Raw genomic sequence first — 19,534 nt, 5'->3', positions numbered from 1 at the left:
AATGATATGCTTGTGATAATTTATCGTGATCAGTCTATATATTCCAGTATTCTAATATACACTTCTCGATTATTCAGACGAATGATACGCATAAAAAAAACGCCGTGATATGACGCATCACGACGTTTTCTTTCGAATTGATTAGTAGCTTAGTTCTCGCGTTTGTGGCGCAACTCGAGCCCAAAGAATCCGGCGATCGCTGCAAGTAACGCAAACCCAGCTGCGATCAGACGACCATTGCGCTGCTCACCGGTCTGCGGCAGTTCGCCGTCACCCGCAGGTGCATCAGTCGCTTCGGCCTTCTGCTCGATCGCACCAGTGTTGGATGGCGCTTCAGTCCCAGCTGCTCGGCCATTGCCGGCTGGTTGTTGGCCCTCTGTGCCGCCTTCGTTGGTGTCGGTGTCATCGGCCCCTTCGTTGGTATCGGTATCCCCGGTTCCTTCGTTGGTGTCGGTGTCCCCAGCGCCTTCGTTGGTATCGGTATCCCTGGTTCCTTCGTTGGTGTCGGTGTCCCCGGCCCCTTCGTTGGTGTCGGTGTCCCCGGCCCCCTCGTTGGTGTCGGTGTCGTCGGCCCCTTCGTTGGTGTCGGTGTCCCCGGTCCCTTCGTTGGTGTCGGTGTCGTCGGTCCCTTCGTTGGTGTCGGTGTCGTCGGCGGCTGCGGCAGCGGCTTTGGCTTGGGCCGCAATGTACTGGGCAAAGTCGTAGGCCTTCTTCGCCAAAGCGTAAGCTTGTGCATACGCCTTCTGGTAAGCCTCGGACTGACCACTGTTATCCGCAGCGGCTTGGCCTTTCGCGCCGTCCTTGAAGGCGGCCGCAGAGCCGGCCTTCGCGTCAGCGGCAGCTTGCGCCTGGTCATCCGTTGACGTCCCTGCCTCATCGACCAGGGCGTAGCCAGCCTGGTAGCCAGCCTGATACCCCTGCGTCTGATCACTATTATCGGTGGTCTTGCCCGCCAGAGCATCATTGTAGCCCGCGATCTCACCGTCCGCATAGTCGCTATTGTACTGCGTCAACGCCTGTTGGTAGGCTGCGTTATACGCCTCTTGATAGGCCGAGGACTGGTCGCTGTTATCAGCGGGTTCAGCATTTGCTGCCCCATCCTTCGTCCCTGCCGCGGTCGCGGCGCTGACATCATCGGGATCTGTGCCTTCGACGGCACCGTACCCAGCCGCATAGCCCGCTTTGTAGCCGACCGATTCGGTATCTGCAACAGTTGCCGGATCGCCCGCTTTGCGCGCAACTTCACCATCGGCCTTGCCTTCTTCGAACTGCTCGTCGTAGGCTGCCTTGGCCACTTGATAGGCCGCTTGGTAAGCGGTTTGGTAAGCCTCGGACTGATCGGCCAGGTCAGCCTCTGGTTCACCGATCTCACCATCGGCAGTCCCGTCGGCCTTACCAGCAGCAGCCGCTTCGGCCGCCGTCTGCTTTTCCTCAGTGATGCCCGTGGCTGCCTCTGCTTCGTAGGCCTGCTTGTATGCCGCACGGTACGCTGCGCTCTTGGTCCCGTCGACCACTTCGTAGGCGCCGGCGTCTGCCGCGGTCTTACCCGCTGCAGCACCTTCCGTCTGTGCGGTGTACGCAGCGTAACCATCTGCGTAACCCGACACGTAGCCGATCTGCTGGGTGCTGGTATCAGCAGCCGGCTTGCCAGCCGCTGCATCCGCCTGCGCCGCGGCGAAGCCGTCTTGGTACTGCTGGTGATAGCCGGCGTAGATCTGCTGATACATCGCGGAGAAATCGCCGTACTTCGACTTGAAGGTATCTAGATCCCGTTCACCCAGCCCGCGGATCCCGTCTGCTTCACCGAAGAATGAGACGGATGACCCTGGACCGAACACTGGATCAGTGCCGGTCACCATCCGGGAGACCGCACCCGCCATATACCCGTCGAGGTACGCTACGGACTTGGTCTTATCTGCCAAGATCGTCGGATCCGCCACAGTGGCCGCCGCTGCAGCCGCTCGGCCGGCATCAAACTCCGTCCGATAGGCAGCCAGCCCAGCGACTCGACCCTTCATGTAAGCTTCTGCATACGCAGCCGACTTGGTCGACGTGTCCGCTGTTCCGAAATTGGCGTAACCATCGGCATAGCCATCGGCGTAGCCTTCAGCGGTCTGCGCATCGCCACGCGTCGCCGGGCGCAGGACTGCGTACAGCTTAGCGGCCGAATACGGGAGGTAGGTCGCCAGATCGATCGTATTGCCTTGTTCATCTTCCCAGTGATCCAAGACATAGCCGTCATCAGGCGTGACCGCCGGCAAGGCATCATCACTGATCAGCTGACCGCCTTTGACCTGAATATCCAGGCCGCCGTCCCGATCTGCGCCGACGACTGTCCCGTGAACATTGCCATCCTCATCAGGGGCAACTAAGACCGTCGCGGTCACCTCAGGAGACTCTTGCTCCGTCAGCGTCAGCGTGACCGAAGTATTGCTGATGAACGCAACAGCGGGGGTCAACCCTGGCATACGGAGGCCCATGTAGCTGTACTTGATGCTAGTTGGTTGGCCTTCGCCAGTGTAGACCGCAACACCGGCCGACTTCATCTGCCAGTCGTCACCCGTGACCCGGATATACGGGACCTCGTCGCTACCAAAAAGATCATTGAAATCGACGAACCATTGCCCATTCGACTGATAGGTAGATCCTTCTGCCGTCTGATTCCCAAACATGCTCAACCCGTTCGAGTCTCTGACCGCCTGTTGATAGCTTTCGGCACTGTAAGCGGTCGGGGTCGTCAGGTGGTTATTATCGATTCCGACGTAGCCCAGCATCTCGGAGCCCTCTACGTCGAAACTCGTGAGCTGGTTGTTGCCGAGGTAGATATCGACCAGCGCCGGATCGTTCTTCAGGCTTAGGCCCGTGAACTGGTTGTCTTCGGCGTTCACGTGTTCCAAGGACTCGATATTCGACAGATCGAGCGTCCCACTCAGCTGGTTATTACTGATCGAGATCCGGGTCAGATGAGACGGATCTAATGTGCTTAGATCGCTCAACTGATTATCAGACAGCTCCAGCTGCGCCAAGGCGCTCAGCCCCGTCAGATCGATACTCGTCAGCTGATTATCCATCAGCGACAGGGCTTCCAGCTTCTGGTTGTGACTCACATCGATTGCTTGCAGAGCGCCGTGGTTGACTTGAAGGATCGTCAGGTTAGGCGCCTCGCTGAAATCTGCATCGGTGATCGCGTTGTTCGCCGAGACAAAGGACGTCAGTTGATCGTTCCCTTCGACCTGGACATGACTCAACCCCGCTTCGCTGAGGTAGACTGCCTGAATGTTCGGTTGCTTGGAAAGGTCCAGTGTCTCCCCCAGTAACGGCGAATCACTGACGCTCAGCGTTTCAAGCTTCTGCCCGAGGGCAAAGTCGGTCAGTACGGGACAGTTGGTCACCGTCAGGTCCGTCAGGTCACTGCCAAGCTTAACGGACTTCAACGCAGCCCCTTCACTGACGGATAACGTGGTCAGCCCGGTCAACCCACTCAGGTCAAGACTCTCGATCGATCGATCCTGCGATACGACCTGTGCGCCACCGTCACCCGTGGTGAGCGTCTGAACATGAAGCGCTTTTAGGCTCGAGTTGGACAGGCCGGCGAAAGAGGCCGCCCCGACGTAGGTCACTGTTAAGGTCTGCAGGTCGGGCAGGTCATTCAGGACACTATAATCCGTCACGTTCGTGGTCAACGCATTGAGCGTCCTGAGTTCCGGAAACAGCTCCAACCCCTTGAAGTTCTTGATCTGAGACGCGTATGCATACTGCGAAAAGTCTAGCGCCTGGACATAAGCCTGCATGTACGGCGTCAAGGTCTGCCCATCCCAGTTCGCCGCGTCTTTAATTGCGGGTTCTTGGGCCGCCTCCGTGGCCAGTTCCAACACGAAACTGCGCAGTGCGGTATCTGGGAAATTCTTAGCGTCGATCGCGACTGGCTTCAGGTGACTGGCCTCTTCCGCGACTTCGGGATCATCCGTCGCCGCCCGCGCCGTTGTCTGCGTCCCCGTAGACAGCGCGATGGCGCCCAGCAGTGCAGCGCTATAAAGCAGTACTGTCAGTTTGGTTTTTTTCATTTATTAATCCTTCTTTCGACGGAAAATCAACGTCGTCCCACTCAGCACGATCATCAGCGTGCCCAGAAGCGAGGCCGACCGCATGATCGTCTCACCGGTCTGCGGCAGTTGCTTGCCCGACTTAGTCGAACCAGCCGCCACCGAGGCCGCCGTCTTCTGCTCGCCATTGACGGCCTTGCCCAGCAAGCCGCCGGTCCCCGTCGCCGCAATGCGACTGCCTTGGTCTGCCGAGGCCAGTGCGGTATCACGCGCCGGTGTGGTGTCATCATCCGAATCAGTCAGTGTCTCACTTGGGTGCTTAGCGCTCCCCTTGTCGTCAACTGGCCGCTCGGACGTTGACGTCTTAGGGCTCTGATCGTCCTTGGTCTTATCCGTCGAGTCGCCTTTAGTTGGCTCGTCAGACGGTGTGGCCGGTGTCTTTTCCGCGTCCTTTTCCGCATCCTTCGGCGCAGTGACATGGACCGTTTCGGGATCACTTTCGTTGCCCGCATCATCAACGGTCTTGATCAGAAGGGCTGTAGTCCCCTTGATGGTCAGTGGCTCACTGTACGTCTGCCAGGTCGCCCCGTCGTCAGTACTGTACTGGATGTGGGTGACCGCCGCTTCAGCAGTAGTTAGCGTGTGATCGTAGTTCAGCGTGACTTTCACTGAATTCGTCGCGGCATCAGGATCGCTGAGGGTTGCCAGCGCCTTGGCTGCGATCATCGGAGTCACGTTGCTGACGGTATAGGTCACCGGCTGAGATTCATTGCCGTACTGGTCCACCGCTTTGAATTGCACCTCACCGTTGATGCCCTTGAGGACCCCATTCTTGTAGGTCTGCCAGGTCGCCCCACCATCTAGGCTGTACTGGATCTCATCGCTTTGATCCTGCTTAGCGGTCAGCAGCACTGGCTTGGCCGTCGGCTCGGTGGTTGAAGCGGTCACCGTCGGCTGGTTCGGCGTCTCGGTAGACTGGTGCACTAAGATCCGCTTCGTCACGGTGTTCTGTGTCGTGTCAGTCAGCGACAGTGTGAAGGTCGAGTCACCGTTCGCATTGAGCGGCATGTCTTTGTCGAACTTATAGTCATGGTCCGGCGTGTTGAACTCAGCCACAAAGACGTTCTCGTCCGCATTACGGTAGACTTGATCGCCGTTGATCGACAACTTGTAGCCGGTCAGTTCATCCGTCGCAGTCCCCGCCAGCTTGAAGGTTGACTGGTTGGTCCAGACTTCGTAATCGACATCCGGCTTGTTCGAGACCGTCCACTCATCCGAGCCATCCATATCCAGTGTCGGGAAGTTGGTGTCGATAACGACCCCGAAGCTGCCGTTCTCGGTCTTACCCGTCGCCGGATCAGTGAAGGTGAACGAGACCATCTTGTCGTCGTTGCTCCGCAGATGGAGTGGGTAGGTAAAGGTCGCATGCCCATGACCATCTTCGACAACAGTCGGCATGTTCTTTGGATCGTCAGGATCAGTTGAATTGCCATAGATCCGAAGATCCTTGGCCAGCGAATCCGTCAGCGTCCCCTTGACCGTCAAGGTGCCGGTCTCGGGATCCCAATCCGCGTTCTTGGCGGCATCGTTATTCAGCTGAATAATGCGCTTAGGCACCACGTTGGCAAAGTCGATCGCATCACCAGAGACCTGACGGATCACGATCGCATCGGTGAACCCGGCGACCGGCTTCGCGATATCGCCATCCTCATTCACATACGCATAGGCGCTAATGAAGTTATCCCCAGGGAATCCTGGTGCGATCTTAGTGAAATCGTCTTCGGTCATGGTGTCGTAGTCGATGCTGTCTTGATCATCTGGCACCATCTTGAGGTTCATCTGGAACGTCGTCTTATCTTCATTCAACGTGTACTGAACGGTGGTCCCGTCAGTATTCATCTGTTGCGAAGACTGCGGGTAGAAGTAACCTGCGACCCCGTCAAACACGCTGCCTTCTGTGTCCGTGATCTGTCCCCCGAACTTGAAGTAATCCGCCATGTTCGTGTAGATCCAGATCGGGTTCCCGCTAAAGGTCCCCCAGGCGCCAGTTGCGGTCCCTGCGGTTGCCTTCTTCTCGAATTGAACCTTTGGCAGCTTATAGAAGTGCCAGTTGAGCTTCTTCAAGACGCGCTTATTTTGGGCATCCAAGGCAAAAGTCAGACTCGTCGTCGCACCCGGCATCTTGATCCGGGCCGCAAAGGTCCCGTCGGCGTTCGGGGTCACTTTTTGACCGTTGATGTACAGCGTCTTCGGGTAAGCCCCGTAGATCATATACGTGCCGTTATTCGCATCGTAGTATGGGCTGACATTGTCCGTCTCGGTCTCACCGTCGCGAACGTTATAGAGCAAGAGGTTCTGTTCTTCATTGTTCGTCGGGTTGTAGCGCAGGTCGCCTTCCGCCTCGTTCCCGGCGTTATCGTCGACCCAGAGCTTAACTTGGTTCTGCCCGTTATCCAGGTACTTCGTGACCGTATCTTGCAGCTTGATGTCGAAGGTCTTCTTCTTCAGCAAGTCGGTCGCTTGCTTATTCCCGGCAATGTAATCATCCAGGGAGATCGCGTTATCCAGGTGGTAGGCGACCTCATCAGTGGCCCCGTTGATCTCAACGGCTACCGTCGAATAGTTGTTGACCCCACTGAGGTTATCGGTCACCTGACCCGTCAAGTGGTAGCCGTCCGACTTCTTGACCATCTGCAGATCGGAAAATTCCGGCTTAGCGGAATCGATCTTCATCGGCAGATCTAATGTGGTCGTCTCGTCGTCATCGGTATCCGCGTGTGCTTCAAGGCGGTAATAGTACTGCCCGTCCGGTAACGTCTCGTACTTCCCGGTCTTCGAGTTGAAGTTCGTTCCGTCGAACACGCTGTCATCCGCGTACTTGACGGATAAGTAGGACACCTCTTGGCCGAGGTTATTGACATAGTGCCGCAGGCCATTGTACTCATTGTTGACCAGCCGAACTTGCTTGCCGTTCTCGTCCACGATGCTTTCGGTCAACGTCTTGGCGTTGCGTTGCAGCATGACCAGCGGCAACGCGTCATCCTTGAAGTCGTCTCCGTTAGGGGAGATCGCGACCTTGCTGCTGTTGACGTACGCAGGATATGGCAGGTCCTTTGGATCCTTTTCGCCATCCGTCTGGCCCGTAGCCGTCTTCACAGAGGCGGTCGTTGTCCCGGTGTCGCCATCATCGCCCCCGGAAAGGAGCCCGACCATCGCTTGATAGTCAACGGTCGTGAAGTCCATCCCGAGCACGCGGCCCTGAGAGTCTTCCAGGTAGTTCGCCGTCAGCTTGGAGCTCTTGTCGCCTGCCGGCGCGTCAAACATCGAATGGCCATCGATCTTGTCCCAGTCCCCGAAGAAGGACGTCAGCGGGATGGAAAGACTCGGCTGATCCCCTTGGGCATCAAATCCGATGAACCCTTCTGCCCACTGAGAAGTCTTGAAGTCTTCCGGCAAGGTCATCTGCACCGTCACCGTCTTCTTCTCGCCGGCCGGGACCGTGATCTGATCCTCATCAGTCGTCAGTGTGGCCCCGTCGATCTTCTGATCGTTCAGCCGCCCGTTCTCATCGATCGAACCCGTGTAGATCCCACCGAAGTCATTGAAGGTATAGGTCTGATCTTCAGTCCCGTTGTTTGTCAGCGTGAGGTCGATCGTCTGCTGGCGATCTCCGATCTCTCGCAGCGCAACTGCCCCTTCGCCTTCATAGTCCAGGGTGACCGTGTTACGGATCGCATCACCGATCCGAATTTCACCGGCCCCTTGCACACGTGGTGAGAATGGTGCATCCGCATGCTTATGGTCGATGACCGGCACCGCCGTGTTCTGCGCGGTCAGCTTGGCCGCCAGGACCTTATCCAGACCATCAAGGCCCTTGGCACTCTGTTTGAGGGCCTGCAGGATCAGGGCTTCAGACCCGGCGACCACTGGGGTGGCCATCGAGGTCCCACTCATATCCTGATAGTCCGTGTTCGTCAGTGACCACAGGTGGCCACCAGGGGCGGTGATGTCAGGCTTAGCGCTCAGGTCCGTGTTCGGGCCCCAGGTACTGTAATCAGACATCGTACCGGCTTCAGAGTTCGCATAGCTTTCGCGGCCGATATCACCAAAGTCGAAGGTCGCATCGGGGTGTGCCGCCAGCTCTTTCATCAGCTGGAGCCCGGTTGCCTTATCGACGAACAGCGTCGGGATGTTGCTTCCCCCAGTCAGCTCCGCATTGATCGGGGCATCTTCGTTGTTCATCACGACGATCCCTTTGGCGCCAGCCGCCTCCGCGTTACCCATCTTCTCGGTGAAGTAGTTGATCCCACGAGAGGCAAAGACGATCTTGCCGTCGACATCCGTATCGTCAAAGTCCGTCTGGAACCCACGGCCTGGCATCCCTTCTGCCACGGGATCGATCGCGGCCCCATCGGCATCTTGAGTCGTCTTGTCCGGCAGAGCCACGATCTGACCAGACAGTTCACCTGTCTTCTCGAGCGACACACTTGCCTGGACCTTGGCCCGGTCAGTGAGCACCGACTGGCCATCACGCGAGAGTGTCATCGTCGTGGTCACTAAGTTCGTGTTCTCAGACGACGCGACGGTCACCGCGTATTTCGCATTAGCTGGCGTGGACATCAGCCCACCATCCGGATTATCATCCAGGACCTTGTCTTCACGGTCCGGTTTGCCTAACCAGTTTGCATTCCCATCGTTCCCGGCTGCGATCACCGGAACGACCCCAGCTTCAGCGGCTCGGTTGATCGCTTCTGCTTCCGCATCCGCAGTCCCGTTGGTGAAGTCACTAGAACCCAGGGACATGTTGATCACGTCTGCCCCCAACTTGACCGAATCTTCGATCGCCTGGACGATCGTATCCGTCGTCGGACCTTGCTGCGGCGTCGTGCCTTCGATCTCATCCGGGAAGATCTTCATGTCGAGGATCTGTGCCTCAGGTGCGACCCCTTGAACAGAGGTGACCCCATCTGGGTTTTCCCCGTTCGCGGCGATGATCCCACTGACGTGTTGCCCGTGCATATCCTTACCTGGGTCCCACGTCTCGACATCATTCGCTTGTGCATAGTCATGTGCATACGGGATCTTGTCGTTAATATAAGCCCCATACCCCGTTGACTTGGCAAAAGCCTCAGTGTCTTCTTTGGTGATCCGGGCAGTCTTGCTGTCAGACAAGCGCATGTCCTTATGCGTGTGGACGCCGCTGTCGATCACAGCGACGACCATGCCTTCACCCTTGACCCCATATGTTCCCCATGCGTTCAGCGCCTGGATCGTCTTATCGGCAGAGTAGTCTTCTTTCTCTGCGACCCCTGCGACCTCAACGGATTCAACGCCCGGCAGCGCACGCAGCGCTGCGAGGTCAGCCACCTTCGCGTCGATCGAGAACCCGTTCAGCAGATACCCGAACTCCTGCTCGACCTTATTGCCCGTGAGCGCCTCGACTTTGGCCTGAACACCGGCTTGCTTGTCGATCACTTTGTCTTCTGCGTGATCAGCCGCCTGGGTCCCTTGCCGCTCGTTGTCGTTCTTCTCAAGTGCGCTTGAGCCTTTCAGGTTAACGATCACACGGACTTCTTTTTTCTCGGTCTGTGCCAATGAGAGCTTCTTCGTGTTGACGCCTCGGCTCTTCAATTGATCGCTGATCCGCTGAAGGCTCCCGTCGGCGACCAAGGACGTCGCGTGCTCGTCGCCGCCATGTAAAAGTTTGGCCACGGTCTTCTTGGCGGTCGCGGCCGCCTTCTTCTGCGCGGCCTTTGCTGCTTTGTGATCTGCCGCCGCTTGTGCGGACTGCGCTTGTTGTGTTTCGACCGCCTGTACGACTGCGCTATAATCCGTCGCGATCGTTCCGGCAAACCCCAGAATGATCGTCGAGAATAAAATCAAGCCAGTTGCCCGGTTGAAACCCTTCTGCTTGTGATTTCCCAACCAGAAATCCCCCTTCTCTATGAGAACATTAAAAGATTATGAGATAAGCAATAATTGACTAAGCAACTATCAGATCGACGTTTTGGAATGTAAAAAACCCGCTTGCCAGCTGTTCCAAAAAAAATGCGTTTCTCACGCAAAACAATATTGTTCGCCGATAATAAATAATATTTTCTATTATCGCTTCTTTTCTTCGCCTTAATCAGTATTTTGCCTAATATACACGGACATCGTTGCCAGCTCGTCCGTCTTCGGTTATTTCTCCCCCTCATCGTCATTTTGGGTCATTCGTCTTTCTTCTCGTTCGATAAGAGACAAACTACCACCAATGAACGAAATTATACAATTTGATTTTGATGAGAGCAATATTTTAATATTACAAAAAAATGTCAAATTTTAACGAATAATCGTACGGGCGTTCACGGACGAATAACTCGCTCGCTTACCTGTCTTTGCCCCGCAGACAGATCGCTGCTTTTCGTGTGATCTGCCGATGCGCCGGAATGAATCGACGACTGACATGCTGGCAGCCTCTAGCGAGTCGCAAAAAATGGCGGCACGATTGCCAGGCTGATTGCGCACCACGCGTTTCGAACGCAAAAAAGCCGACAGGGTGGTCCTGTCGGGGTGGGGTGATCTTCCGCGGGCTGTGTGCCTTTGGGGCTGATGTTGGGCGGGAACTCGCTAACTGTCTCGCGCTTGCTTACTTCCTCCCGACCGTCGTCGAGCTCCACGGAGGCAACGGGCGCGTAGCTTGTTTCCGTTCGGCATTGCCTCACTCCACAGGCTATCTGAAGCTGTGCTGCAGATAGCTGCTACGCCAAGCACGCCGACCCCAAGACCAGGGTGCAACGCGCTTGGCTTGATCAGGCCGTTCGCGCTTGCGCGTTACGGTCTGACATGCGGGAGCAGCCCAACCCGCATGACCGCGCTTCTCCACTCTCGGGTTTCAGACACACCAAAGCCGCCCTCAGGGCACCTGAGGACGCCTTTGGCTGACTTACCGCGGCGGTCCCGCGGGGCCTCACCGGGGCCTTGAGTCTCTCGGCTTACCGGTGGGGTGGTGGCACCATGCAGTCTGTGCCACCGCCTGATTGTCCCGCCAAGTTCAGACGACTTGGCGTGGCCGCTTGCGACGTTGCGATCACCACCGTCTTGCCTTGTGCCCGGTGGTGTCATCCGACTTCGACCATCTAACGTGAGCATACTCATCACGCCTCACCGTATCGATACTCTGGGTCGAGCCTACTGAGGACGCAATGCCCCTGGATGATTTCGGCTGCCCGTCGGTGAACGATCGCGTTGCGCTGACGCGATCACCAGGCGAGCTCCCCATGAAGTACCTGCAGTCTACTGCGGACCAACTTTTTTGGCAACTAAAACGACTCGGACCATAAAAAACGCCTGCTTCTGTGGAAGCAGGCGGACGTCGCTCACTGAGCGATCGGGGTGAAGCGACTACTGATACGGCCGCTGAAGGTCGGCGACAGCTCGTTCATGTAGCGCAAGACAGCGGTCGCCGCGCTCCCGGTGTACGGGGTCGGCTTGTAGTCGTTGTAGCTGTCGGTGCTCGAGATCCGAGTCGGGATGACGCGGAACTGCGCCGCCTTGACGTCGTCCCCTTGCACGGTCAGGTTCGTCTGCAGGAGGAAGGAGCGCTTGTCGCCTGGGTTGCTGTTGCCCCCGAAGCAGAAGTTGCTCATCGAGTACGCGATCAGCTTGCCCTTATACAATTCCATCGACTGGATGACGTGCGGATGCGAGCCGATGACCATTGCGGCGCCGGCGTCGATCGCCGCGTGCGCCAGAGTGGTCTGGGTCGCATACGGCCGCGGCTCGCGCTCGATGCCCCAGTGGAAATACGGGATGACAAGCTGACAGCCCGCCTTTTTCATCCCCGCAATGTCGCTGCGGATCTTGGCTAGGTCCTTGTCGGTCGCGGTCCACCCCTGGTAGCCGAGGAAGCCGAGCTTCACGCCGTTAACAGTCTTGGTGTACTGATAGCCTTCGCCAAAATAGCCGACCTTAGCCCCTTGCAGCGTCGCGATCGTGTCCTTGAACCCCTGCTGACCGTAGTCGTAGATGTGGTTGTTCGCCACGGTGACGGCCTCGATACTGGAGCTGGTCAGCGCACTGACCAGCTCCGGGTCGCCCTTGAAGTGGAACACGACGCCGCCGCCCTTGTTGGCCTGCGTGTTGCTGGTCGTGAAGGTGGTCTCAAGGTTCGCGATGGTCAGATCATCCGCCTTGAAGTAGCTGGCGACATTCTGGAAAAAGTATGTCGGCGCCTTACCGTTGTTCGCCCACACTGTCGGCAGGCTGGTCGCGGCGTTGAACGCCGGGTCGGTGCCCAGCGTATCGTCGCCCATGAACGTCAGCCGCACGGTCGCCGGCTGTGCCTGACTGCTCGCCGACGCAGCCTGCTGCTGGTGACTTGACGACTGACTGCTCGATCGCGCAGACTTGGTCGCTGACGATCGCGACGCTGACTTAGTGGCGCTGCCGGCCGTGCGCGATCCGGCACCACCCTGCGCCCCGCACCCCGCCAGTACCATCAGTGCGGCCAGCGCGACGCCGGCCCCTCGTAACCCTTTACCCGATTTCATTCTTATCCTCACATATTAATATTTTTATTACTACAGGGATTGTAGCATGCCTCGGTGGGAAAGCAAGCGGCGGTACGCCACCGCCACAGGGTTCGCCGCTTGCGCGACTACGACCTCACAGCATGGCACGCGGTCGTGGCCCTTGCCCCCACGGCACCGCTTGCATCTCGCCCGGTGACCGGCTACCATGGAGGGCAATGGAGGTGGATCATGCGACCCTTTGACTACTCAGACCAGGCCAGCTGGCAAGCGCTCAGCGGCCAGGCGCAATCCCCGATCACCCTGGCCGGCACGCCCGATGGCCAGTGCGCGGTGACCCTGACGGCCCCGTACCAGACCACCGCACTGCTCGATGTCGGCACCACCGTGCGCCAACCCGGCAGCGGCGGCCTGATCCTGGACGGCCGCGCGTTCAGCTTCGTGCAGGCCCATTGGCACGCCCCAGTCGAGCACCGCGGCGCCGGTGACTTCGCCGTCGAGCTGCACCTCGTTCACCGCTCCGAGTTGGGGCAACCGCTGGTGGTCGCGCTTCTGCTACCGCTGGGCGCCGCTGACCCGGTCCTGGCCGCGGTGCAGGGCGCGTTTCGCCGCGGGCAGGCAACGGCGGCCACCCTCGACTTGACCCCACTGTGGCCGACCGACGGGACCGCGTTTCGCTACGCCGGGTCGCTGACCACCCCACCGCTGACCGAAGGGGTCGAATGGTGCGTGATCGCACAGCGTCAGCGGACGGTCAGCCCCGCACAGGTCGCGTGGTTCATCGACCGCTTCGGTGCGACCGCCCGCGACCCGCAGCCGCTCAATGGGCGCCCGGTGCGCTGCCAGGCCTTCCGGGGACCCGAAGCGGGCGGTTGGGCATGAAAATTCAACCGATCTCACCCAGCCAATTCGCCGCGAGCGAGCGCCTGATCACCGCGGCCTTTGCCACCGCCCCCCCCACGCGGACGGCGACGAAGCCGCCCTCGTCGCGCGCCTGCGCCACAGCGCGACCTACCGTTCCGCCGATGACGTTGTGGCCTTGAGTGACGACGGAACGCTGATCGGCCACGCACTGCTCTCACAAGCCGCCGTCGTTGGCCCGACCCACGAATGGCCGGTCTTCGTCCTCGCCCCACTGGCCGTTCACCCCGACTGGCAAGGTCAAGGCGTTGGCAGTGCCTTGCTAACTTATTTGGCAGTCCAAGCCGGCGAAGACGCCCGCCGCGCCATCGCGATCCTCGGCGACCCCGGCTACTACGGGCGGTTCGGCTATCAGCCGGCGCGCGACTTCGGCGTTACCGCCCCGTTCGCGGTACCTGACGCCAACTTGATGCTCAAGGCGATCGTTCCCGGGGGGCTGACCGGTGTCAGCGGGACGCTGCGCTATGACCCCGCATTCGGCCTGTGAGCCACACTTGATCGGAGGGACCAAGGATTGTTCTTAGATGCACTCGCTTCATCACTCGACCACCGCACCGTGCGGCATTTTCAAGCCCGCCCGGTCGAACCAAGTGTGCTCGATCAGCTGTTGGACGTCGCCCAGCACACCGCGACCTCGCACTTCCTGCAGGCCTTCAGCGTGATCCGCATCACCGACCCGGCGTTGCGCCAGCAGATCGCCGCGATCTCAACGCAAGCCTATGTCAACGGCCACGGTGAGCTCCTACTGTTCGTCGCAGACCAGCACCGCGCCGCCACCTTGGCGACCGCGCCTGATCTGCACGAACTGGGGTCGGCCGATAAGTTTTTGCAAAGCGTCGAGGACGCCACCCTCGCCGTGCAAAACGTCGTCGGTGCGGCCGAGCGCCTAGGCCTGGGCACGGTCATCCTGGGCAGCGTCTTGAACGACGCCCAAGCGCTGATCGACCTACTGCACCTGCCAGCGCTGACCTTCCCGCTACTCGGACTGATCATCGGCTACCCCGCCCAGGCCACTGAACCCAAGCCGCGCATGCCACGCCGCCTGATGACCTTCGAGAATCACTACGCGCTGGACCCACAGGACCCGGCGATCGCCGCCTATGACCAGACGATCGCGACGTACTACGCGACGCGCGCAACGAACCAGCGCGCCGAGACCTTCTCGCACCTCCTGACCCACAGCGCGACGACCTCGCCGGCCCACCGCGGCCAGCTCCTGGCCGTACTCCACGCACAGGGGTTCTTGCAGGAGGCACGCTGACCAGCGCTGACAGACAGGGCACGTGACCACCATCACGTCCCCGTTTTTGTGCCCGGACTCGTCCAGCCCAGTGCCCGCCCTGGGTCGATCACGGACATCCCCCGTTCCACGTGAAACAACCGCACCGGTGCACTTTTTCATTTTCTTACGGCCACGACTTTCACAAAATCGCGGATAAGTGGTAGTTTAATAGGTATTACATTCATGGGAGTCGATTATGTCTGAGCCAGAGCCACGCATCCACCTATCCGAACATCACCACATGGCCATTCCGTGGCACAGCTTCGTCCAAAACGCGAACGTGCCGGTCACCAAGGCAGGCCTGACCGAGCGCGCAACGATCGTCGGCCGAGTTGGCATCATCATGCTATCGTGCGGGACCGGCGCGTGGCGCGTCCGCGAGGCGATGAACACGGTCGCCCGGGCCCTGCGGCTGACGTGCGCCGCCGATGTCGGGCTGATCACGATCGAGTACACCTGCTTCGACAACGGCCGCCACTACTCGCAGGCGCTGGCGCTTCCGACCAGCGGCGTCAACACGGATAAGCTGACCGACATGGAGCGCTTCGTCAACCAGTTCGCCGCAACGTGCCTGATGCTGACGCCGCGCGAGATCCATGACCGCCTGGACCAGATCCAAAACAAGCCAGGCAACTTCTCGGCGCTCACCGCTGGGCTGGCGAGTGCGCTGGCGTGTGCTGCCTTCACCTTCCTGCTGGGCGGCGGGCCGATCGAGATGGTCTGCGCCTTCCTCGGGGCCGGGGTCGGCAACTACACCCGCCGCCTGATGGGCGCGCGGCGCATCACAGTCACCGCAAGCACCGCCGTGTCAGTCGCGGTGTCATGCCTGGCCTACTTGCTCCTGTTCAGGCTCCTTGAGCTGAGCTTCGGCGTCTCGCAGGCACACGAAGCCGGCTACATCGGGGCGATGCTGTTCGTCATCCCCGGGTTCCCCTTCATCACTAGCGGGCTGGACATGGCCAAACTCGACATGCGCAGCGGCCTAGAGCGCGGGACCTTCGCCATCATGGTGATCACCGTGGCGACGGTCACCGGCTGGCTGGTCGCCTTGCTGGTCCATTTTGAACCTCAGGACTTCATTCCGCTCGACTTGAGCTTCGGGGTCAAGCTTGGCCTGCGCCTGCTCGCCAGCTTCTGCGGGGTCTACGGCTTCTCGATCATGTTCAACAGCCCCCGCCGGCTCGCCGCCAGCGCCGGACTGCTCGGCGCGGTGGCCAACACCCTGCGCCTGACGCTGGTCGACTTCGCCGCGCCCGGTGCGGCGGCGGCATTTCTCGGAGCCTTAGTCGCCGGGCTCCTCGCCAGCGCCGTCAACCGCGACACCGGCTACCCGCGGATCTCGCTGACCGTGCCGGCGATCGTGATCATGGTGCCCGGCCTCTACATGTACCGCGCGATGTTCAACCTCGGTGGCAGTCACTTCGACGTCGGCGCGTCTTGGCTGGTCAAGGCGATCCTGATCGTGATCGCCCTGCCGCTGGGCCTGGCCGCCGCGCGCATCCTGACTGACAGCGACTGGCGTCACGTCGACTGACCACGCCACGCCCCTGACCGTGCCCTGCCCACCGGCAGTGCGCGGCTTTTTTTGGTCTGCAGCCAGCGCGCATTTTTCCACCTCAAATCCTTCTTATCATATTATCAATTAGATGATACAATAAATTCAATAAGGCGAATGCGCCTTAGTCGAGTGAGGGACGAACAAAGAGGAGGAGTATGATCTCATGCAACAAAACGGGGCAAAGAAATTGTATAAGACACGCAAGGGCTGGCTGGCGGCCACACTGATCGCCGCGACCCTGTTCGGCGCACAGACGCTGCACGCGCAGAGCGAGACCGCGCAGACACCGACAGATAAGGTGACCGCGGCGCAAAGCTGGATCGACCGCAAGCAAAGCATTGCTGACGATGCGGACCAGGCGTTGACCGACGCACAGCACACCGCCGCAACGCAAAACGCCAACCTCGCCAAAGAAAAGCAGCTACTGGCGGCAGGCAAGTCCACCGAGGCCGCCGTTGCCCGTAAGCAAGCAATCGCGGACCAAGCGAATGCGCAACTCACGCAGGCCACGATCTACGCCGCGACCAAGCACGTTGAACTGACCAAGGAAACCAAGAAGCAGACCGCGATCATCGCGGCGGCTCAGGCAGAGGCGGCAGCACCGACCATCGTTGCCCCTGCCAAGGGCTACGGCATGATGACCTACACCGAGCTTAAGGCCCTCGCCGCCAAGAATGACGAAGCGGCCGCAAAAGAGATCGCTAAGCGCGACACCCAGGCCGCTAAGGTCGCCCTGCCCGCCACCCCGGCCAAGGGCTACGGCATGATGACCTACACCGAGCTCAAGGCCCTCGCCGCCAAGAACGACGAAGCGGCCGCAAAAGAGATCACTAAGCGCGACACCCAGGCCGCTAAGGTCGCCCTGCCTGCCACCCCGGCCAAGGGCTACGGCATGATGACCTACACCGAGCTCAAGGCTCTCGCCGCCAAGAATGACGAAGGGGCGGCGAAGAAAATCGCCAAGCGCGACGCACAAGCCGCCAAGGTCGCCCTGCCCGCCACCCCGGCCAAAGGCTACGGCATGATGACCTACACCGAGCTCCAGAACCTCGCCGCCAAGAACGACGAAGGGGCGGCGAAGGAGATCGCTAAGCGCGACGCACAAGCCGCTAAGGTCGCCCTGCCCGCCACCCCGGCCCTGAGTGTCAGCGCATTGTCTTACAGCCAGCTCGTCACGCTGGCCTCCCAAGGGGACGCCGCCGCGCAGCAGGAGCTGATCAAGCGGACCGGTCACGGCGTCGCGGTGACACAGACACCGGCCAGCGCGCAGCAGGCCAGCACGACCCCAGCCGCAACGGTCCCAACCAAGGGCTACGGCATGATGACTTACACCGAGCTCAAGGCCTGGGCGGCCCGCAACGATGCTGGTGCGATCAAGGAACTGGCCAAGCGCGATGCACAAGCCGCTAAGGCTGCGCTGCCGGCCACGCCCGCCAAAGGCTACGGCATGATGACCTACACCGAGCTCCAGAACCTTGCCGCCAAGGGCGACGAAGGCGCCAAGACTGAACTCGCCTACCGCGCTTCGCTCGCGGCCAAGAACGCTTTGCCCGCCACCCCAGCTAAGGGCTATGGTGCCATGACCTACACCGAGCTCAAGAACCTCGCCGCCAAGGGCGATGAAGGCGCCAAGGCTGAACTCGCCTACCGCGCTTCGCTCGCGGCCAAGAACGCTTTGCCTGCCACCCCGGCTAAGGGCTATGGTGCCATGACCTACACCGAGCTCCAGAACCTTGCCGCCAAGGGCGATGAAGGCGCCGAAGCCGAGCTCGCCTACCGCGCAGGTCAAGCCGACGCGACCACCCTGCCGACGCCGACCAAGTCGTACCGCACGATGACCTACAGCCAGCTGAAGGCCCTCGCCGCCAAGGGCGACACCGCCGCGCAGGCAGAGTTGACTGCACGCGGCTTGTGATCTCGGCACGCCACGCGCGGCACTGATCAACCAGCCTTATTGGACCCTCGCACCCGCGAACACGGGTACGGGGGTCTTTGCGTTTCTCACCTGTGCAGCGACGCTTATTATCTGCTTATCATGATAACTTAACCCACTAGCCGGGGCCCGCATGGTAAGATAAGCGAAGCTTTTTGATAAAAAGCGATAATATTATCATTTAGTGATGATGTTTTGTTAAAAAGTTAAACTACCCACTACTTTGGAGGCCTCATCGTGCATCGAATCAATCGTTTAATGTTGGCCGGTCTGCTCACTGGCTGTATGGGCGTCCCGCTCACCGCGCCGACCCCGACACACGCCGCAGCGACGCAGGCGGCGACCCGAACCGCTGAACCATTCTTCTTCACCAGCCGCCTCGGCGTCGCGATCCCCGAACTGCCTGACCTCGCTAACTCAGGCATCGGGACCGTGCTGGCCGCGCACGCCTACACTGGCACAGCGACGATCAATTACTACGGCGCGCAGGCCGCGTTGCCCCTGACCGCCCTTGAACTCACGAGCAGCGACGCACGCGCAGCGATCACGACCGGCGCGGTCCAGATGGCCGCGACTAGCGGGACCAACGGCACGCTCACCGTCGCGTTCACCCTCACCGTCACGGCGGCGGCCGGCGATACCGTGGTGACCAGCATCAGCTTGCGCCGTACCGATAACGGTCATCTAACGCTGGCGCCACAGACGTTGACGCTCTTCGTCACCGACCCACAGCCAGCGCCCGAGCCGCTCCCGACGCCGGAGGGCCCCAGCATCCCGGAGACCCCAGACCGACCGATCGCCCCGGAGCCGTCCACGCCACCAGACCCGACCGATCCGTCAACACCAACGGAACCGCTCGATCCCGCGACGCCTGAGCCGACCGACCCTTCGACGCCAACGGAGCCCGCTGACCCGACGACACCAACCGACCCCCAAGCGCCGGTCGACCCGCTCGCGCCCATCACCCCGCCGACGCCCGGTGCCCCCGCTGAACAAGCGGACCCGCTCGCACCAGCCGATCCGGCCCCATCCGCACCGGTGACCGATCCATTAGCGTCCACCATGGCGACACCAGCTGCGGCCCACGCGATCAGTCGAGTCGCTGCGGAGTCGCTACCGCGCACCGGTGCACAGCCGGCCTGGACGATCACCGTCCTCGGCGGGCTGCTCGCCATCATCAGCCTCGGTGGCCTGATCAAGTTCAAGTTCTGAGTCCTGGAACACCAAAAAGGCACGCCCTTACGGATGAAGTGCCCGACGATCATCAGACACCTTGTCTGATAATTG

At 60.1% G+C, this 19,534-nt stretch carries 9 protein-coding genes; 6 read left to right on the top strand and 3 right to left on the bottom strand.

Annotation, left to right across the window (positions count from 1 at the left end):
• Nucleotides 1-149: 149 nt before the first annotated feature.
• The 3 genes from HII33_RS00970 to HII33_RS00960 form a co-directional block, all read right to left on the bottom strand.
• Nucleotides 150-4,064: an LPXTG cell wall anchor domain-containing protein gene (locus HII33_RS00970; RefSeq protein ID WP_179393931.1), complete on the bottom strand. Its 3,915-nt coding sequence runs from the start codon at nucleotides 4,062-4,064 to the stop codon at nucleotides 150-152.
• 3 nt (nucleotides 4,065-4,067) lie between these two features.
• Nucleotides 4,068-9,968 carry a S8 family serine peptidase gene (locus HII33_RS00965; RefSeq protein ID WP_179393930.1) on the bottom strand — a complete coding sequence of 1,967 codons (5,901 nt, stop codon included), beginning with the start codon at nucleotides 9,966-9,968 and terminating at the stop codon, nucleotides 4,068-4,070.
• Between the two features lie 1,433 nt (nucleotides 9,969-11,401).
• Nucleotides 11,402-12,574, bottom strand: coding sequence for a CapA family protein (locus HII33_RS00960; protein WP_179393929.1), 1,173 nt, complete (start codon nucleotides 12,572-12,574; stop codon nucleotides 11,402-11,404).
• A 210-nt stretch (nucleotides 12,575-12,784) separates the two neighbouring features.
• Here HII33_RS00960 and HII33_RS00955 point away from each other — a divergent pair, with 210 nt between their 5' ends.
• From HII33_RS00955 to HII33_RS00930, 6 genes are all read left to right on the top strand, one after another.
• Entirely contained in the window at nucleotides 12,785-13,435 is a 651-nt protein-coding gene (locus HII33_RS00955; RefSeq protein ID WP_179393928.1) for a carbonic anhydrase family protein, read from the top strand.
• Nucleotides 13,377-13,961 (top strand): GNAT family N-acetyltransferase, encoded by a 585-nt coding sequence (locus HII33_RS00950; RefSeq protein WP_179393927.1) that lies wholly within the window; start codon nucleotides 13,377-13,379, stop codon nucleotides 13,959-13,961. Before HII33_RS00955 ends, HII33_RS00950 begins: the two co-directional genes overlap by 59 nt.
• A 27-nt stretch (nucleotides 13,962-13,988) precedes the next feature.
• A complete protein-coding gene (locus tag HII33_RS00945) occupies nucleotides 13,989-14,735 on the top strand; it encodes a nitroreductase family protein (protein WP_179393926.1) in 747 nt (248 codons plus the stop codon).
• Nucleotides 14,736-14,952: 217 nt separating this feature from the next.
• The gene (locus tag HII33_RS00940; protein ID WP_179393925.1) at nucleotides 14,953-16,290 is read left to right on the top strand and encodes a threonine/serine exporter family protein; all 1,338 of its coding nucleotides are present in this window, start codon (nucleotides 14,953-14,955) and stop codon (nucleotides 16,288-16,290) included.
• 187 nt (nucleotides 16,291-16,477) lie between these two features.
• Nucleotides 16,478-18,229 (top strand): hypothetical protein, encoded by a 1,752-nt coding sequence (locus tag HII33_RS00935; protein WP_179393924.1) that lies wholly within the window; start codon nucleotides 16,478-16,480, stop codon nucleotides 18,227-18,229.
• 255 nt (nucleotides 18,230-18,484) lie between these two features.
• Nucleotides 18,485-19,459 carry an LPXTG cell wall anchor domain-containing protein gene (locus HII33_RS00930; protein ID WP_179393923.1) on the top strand — a complete coding sequence of 325 codons (975 nt, stop codon included), beginning with the start codon at nucleotides 18,485-18,487 and terminating at the stop codon, nucleotides 19,457-19,459.
• The last annotated feature ends 75 nt before the right edge of the window (nucleotides 19,460-19,534 follow it).

Origin of the sequence: Lacticaseibacillus absianus, assembly GCF_013407595.1 — a bacterium.
GTDB classification, from domain to species: domain Bacteria; phylum Bacillota; class Bacilli; order Lactobacillales; family Lactobacillaceae; genus Lacticaseibacillus; species Lacticaseibacillus absianus.
This window is presented reverse-complemented; position numbering and strand designations above follow the sequence as displayed.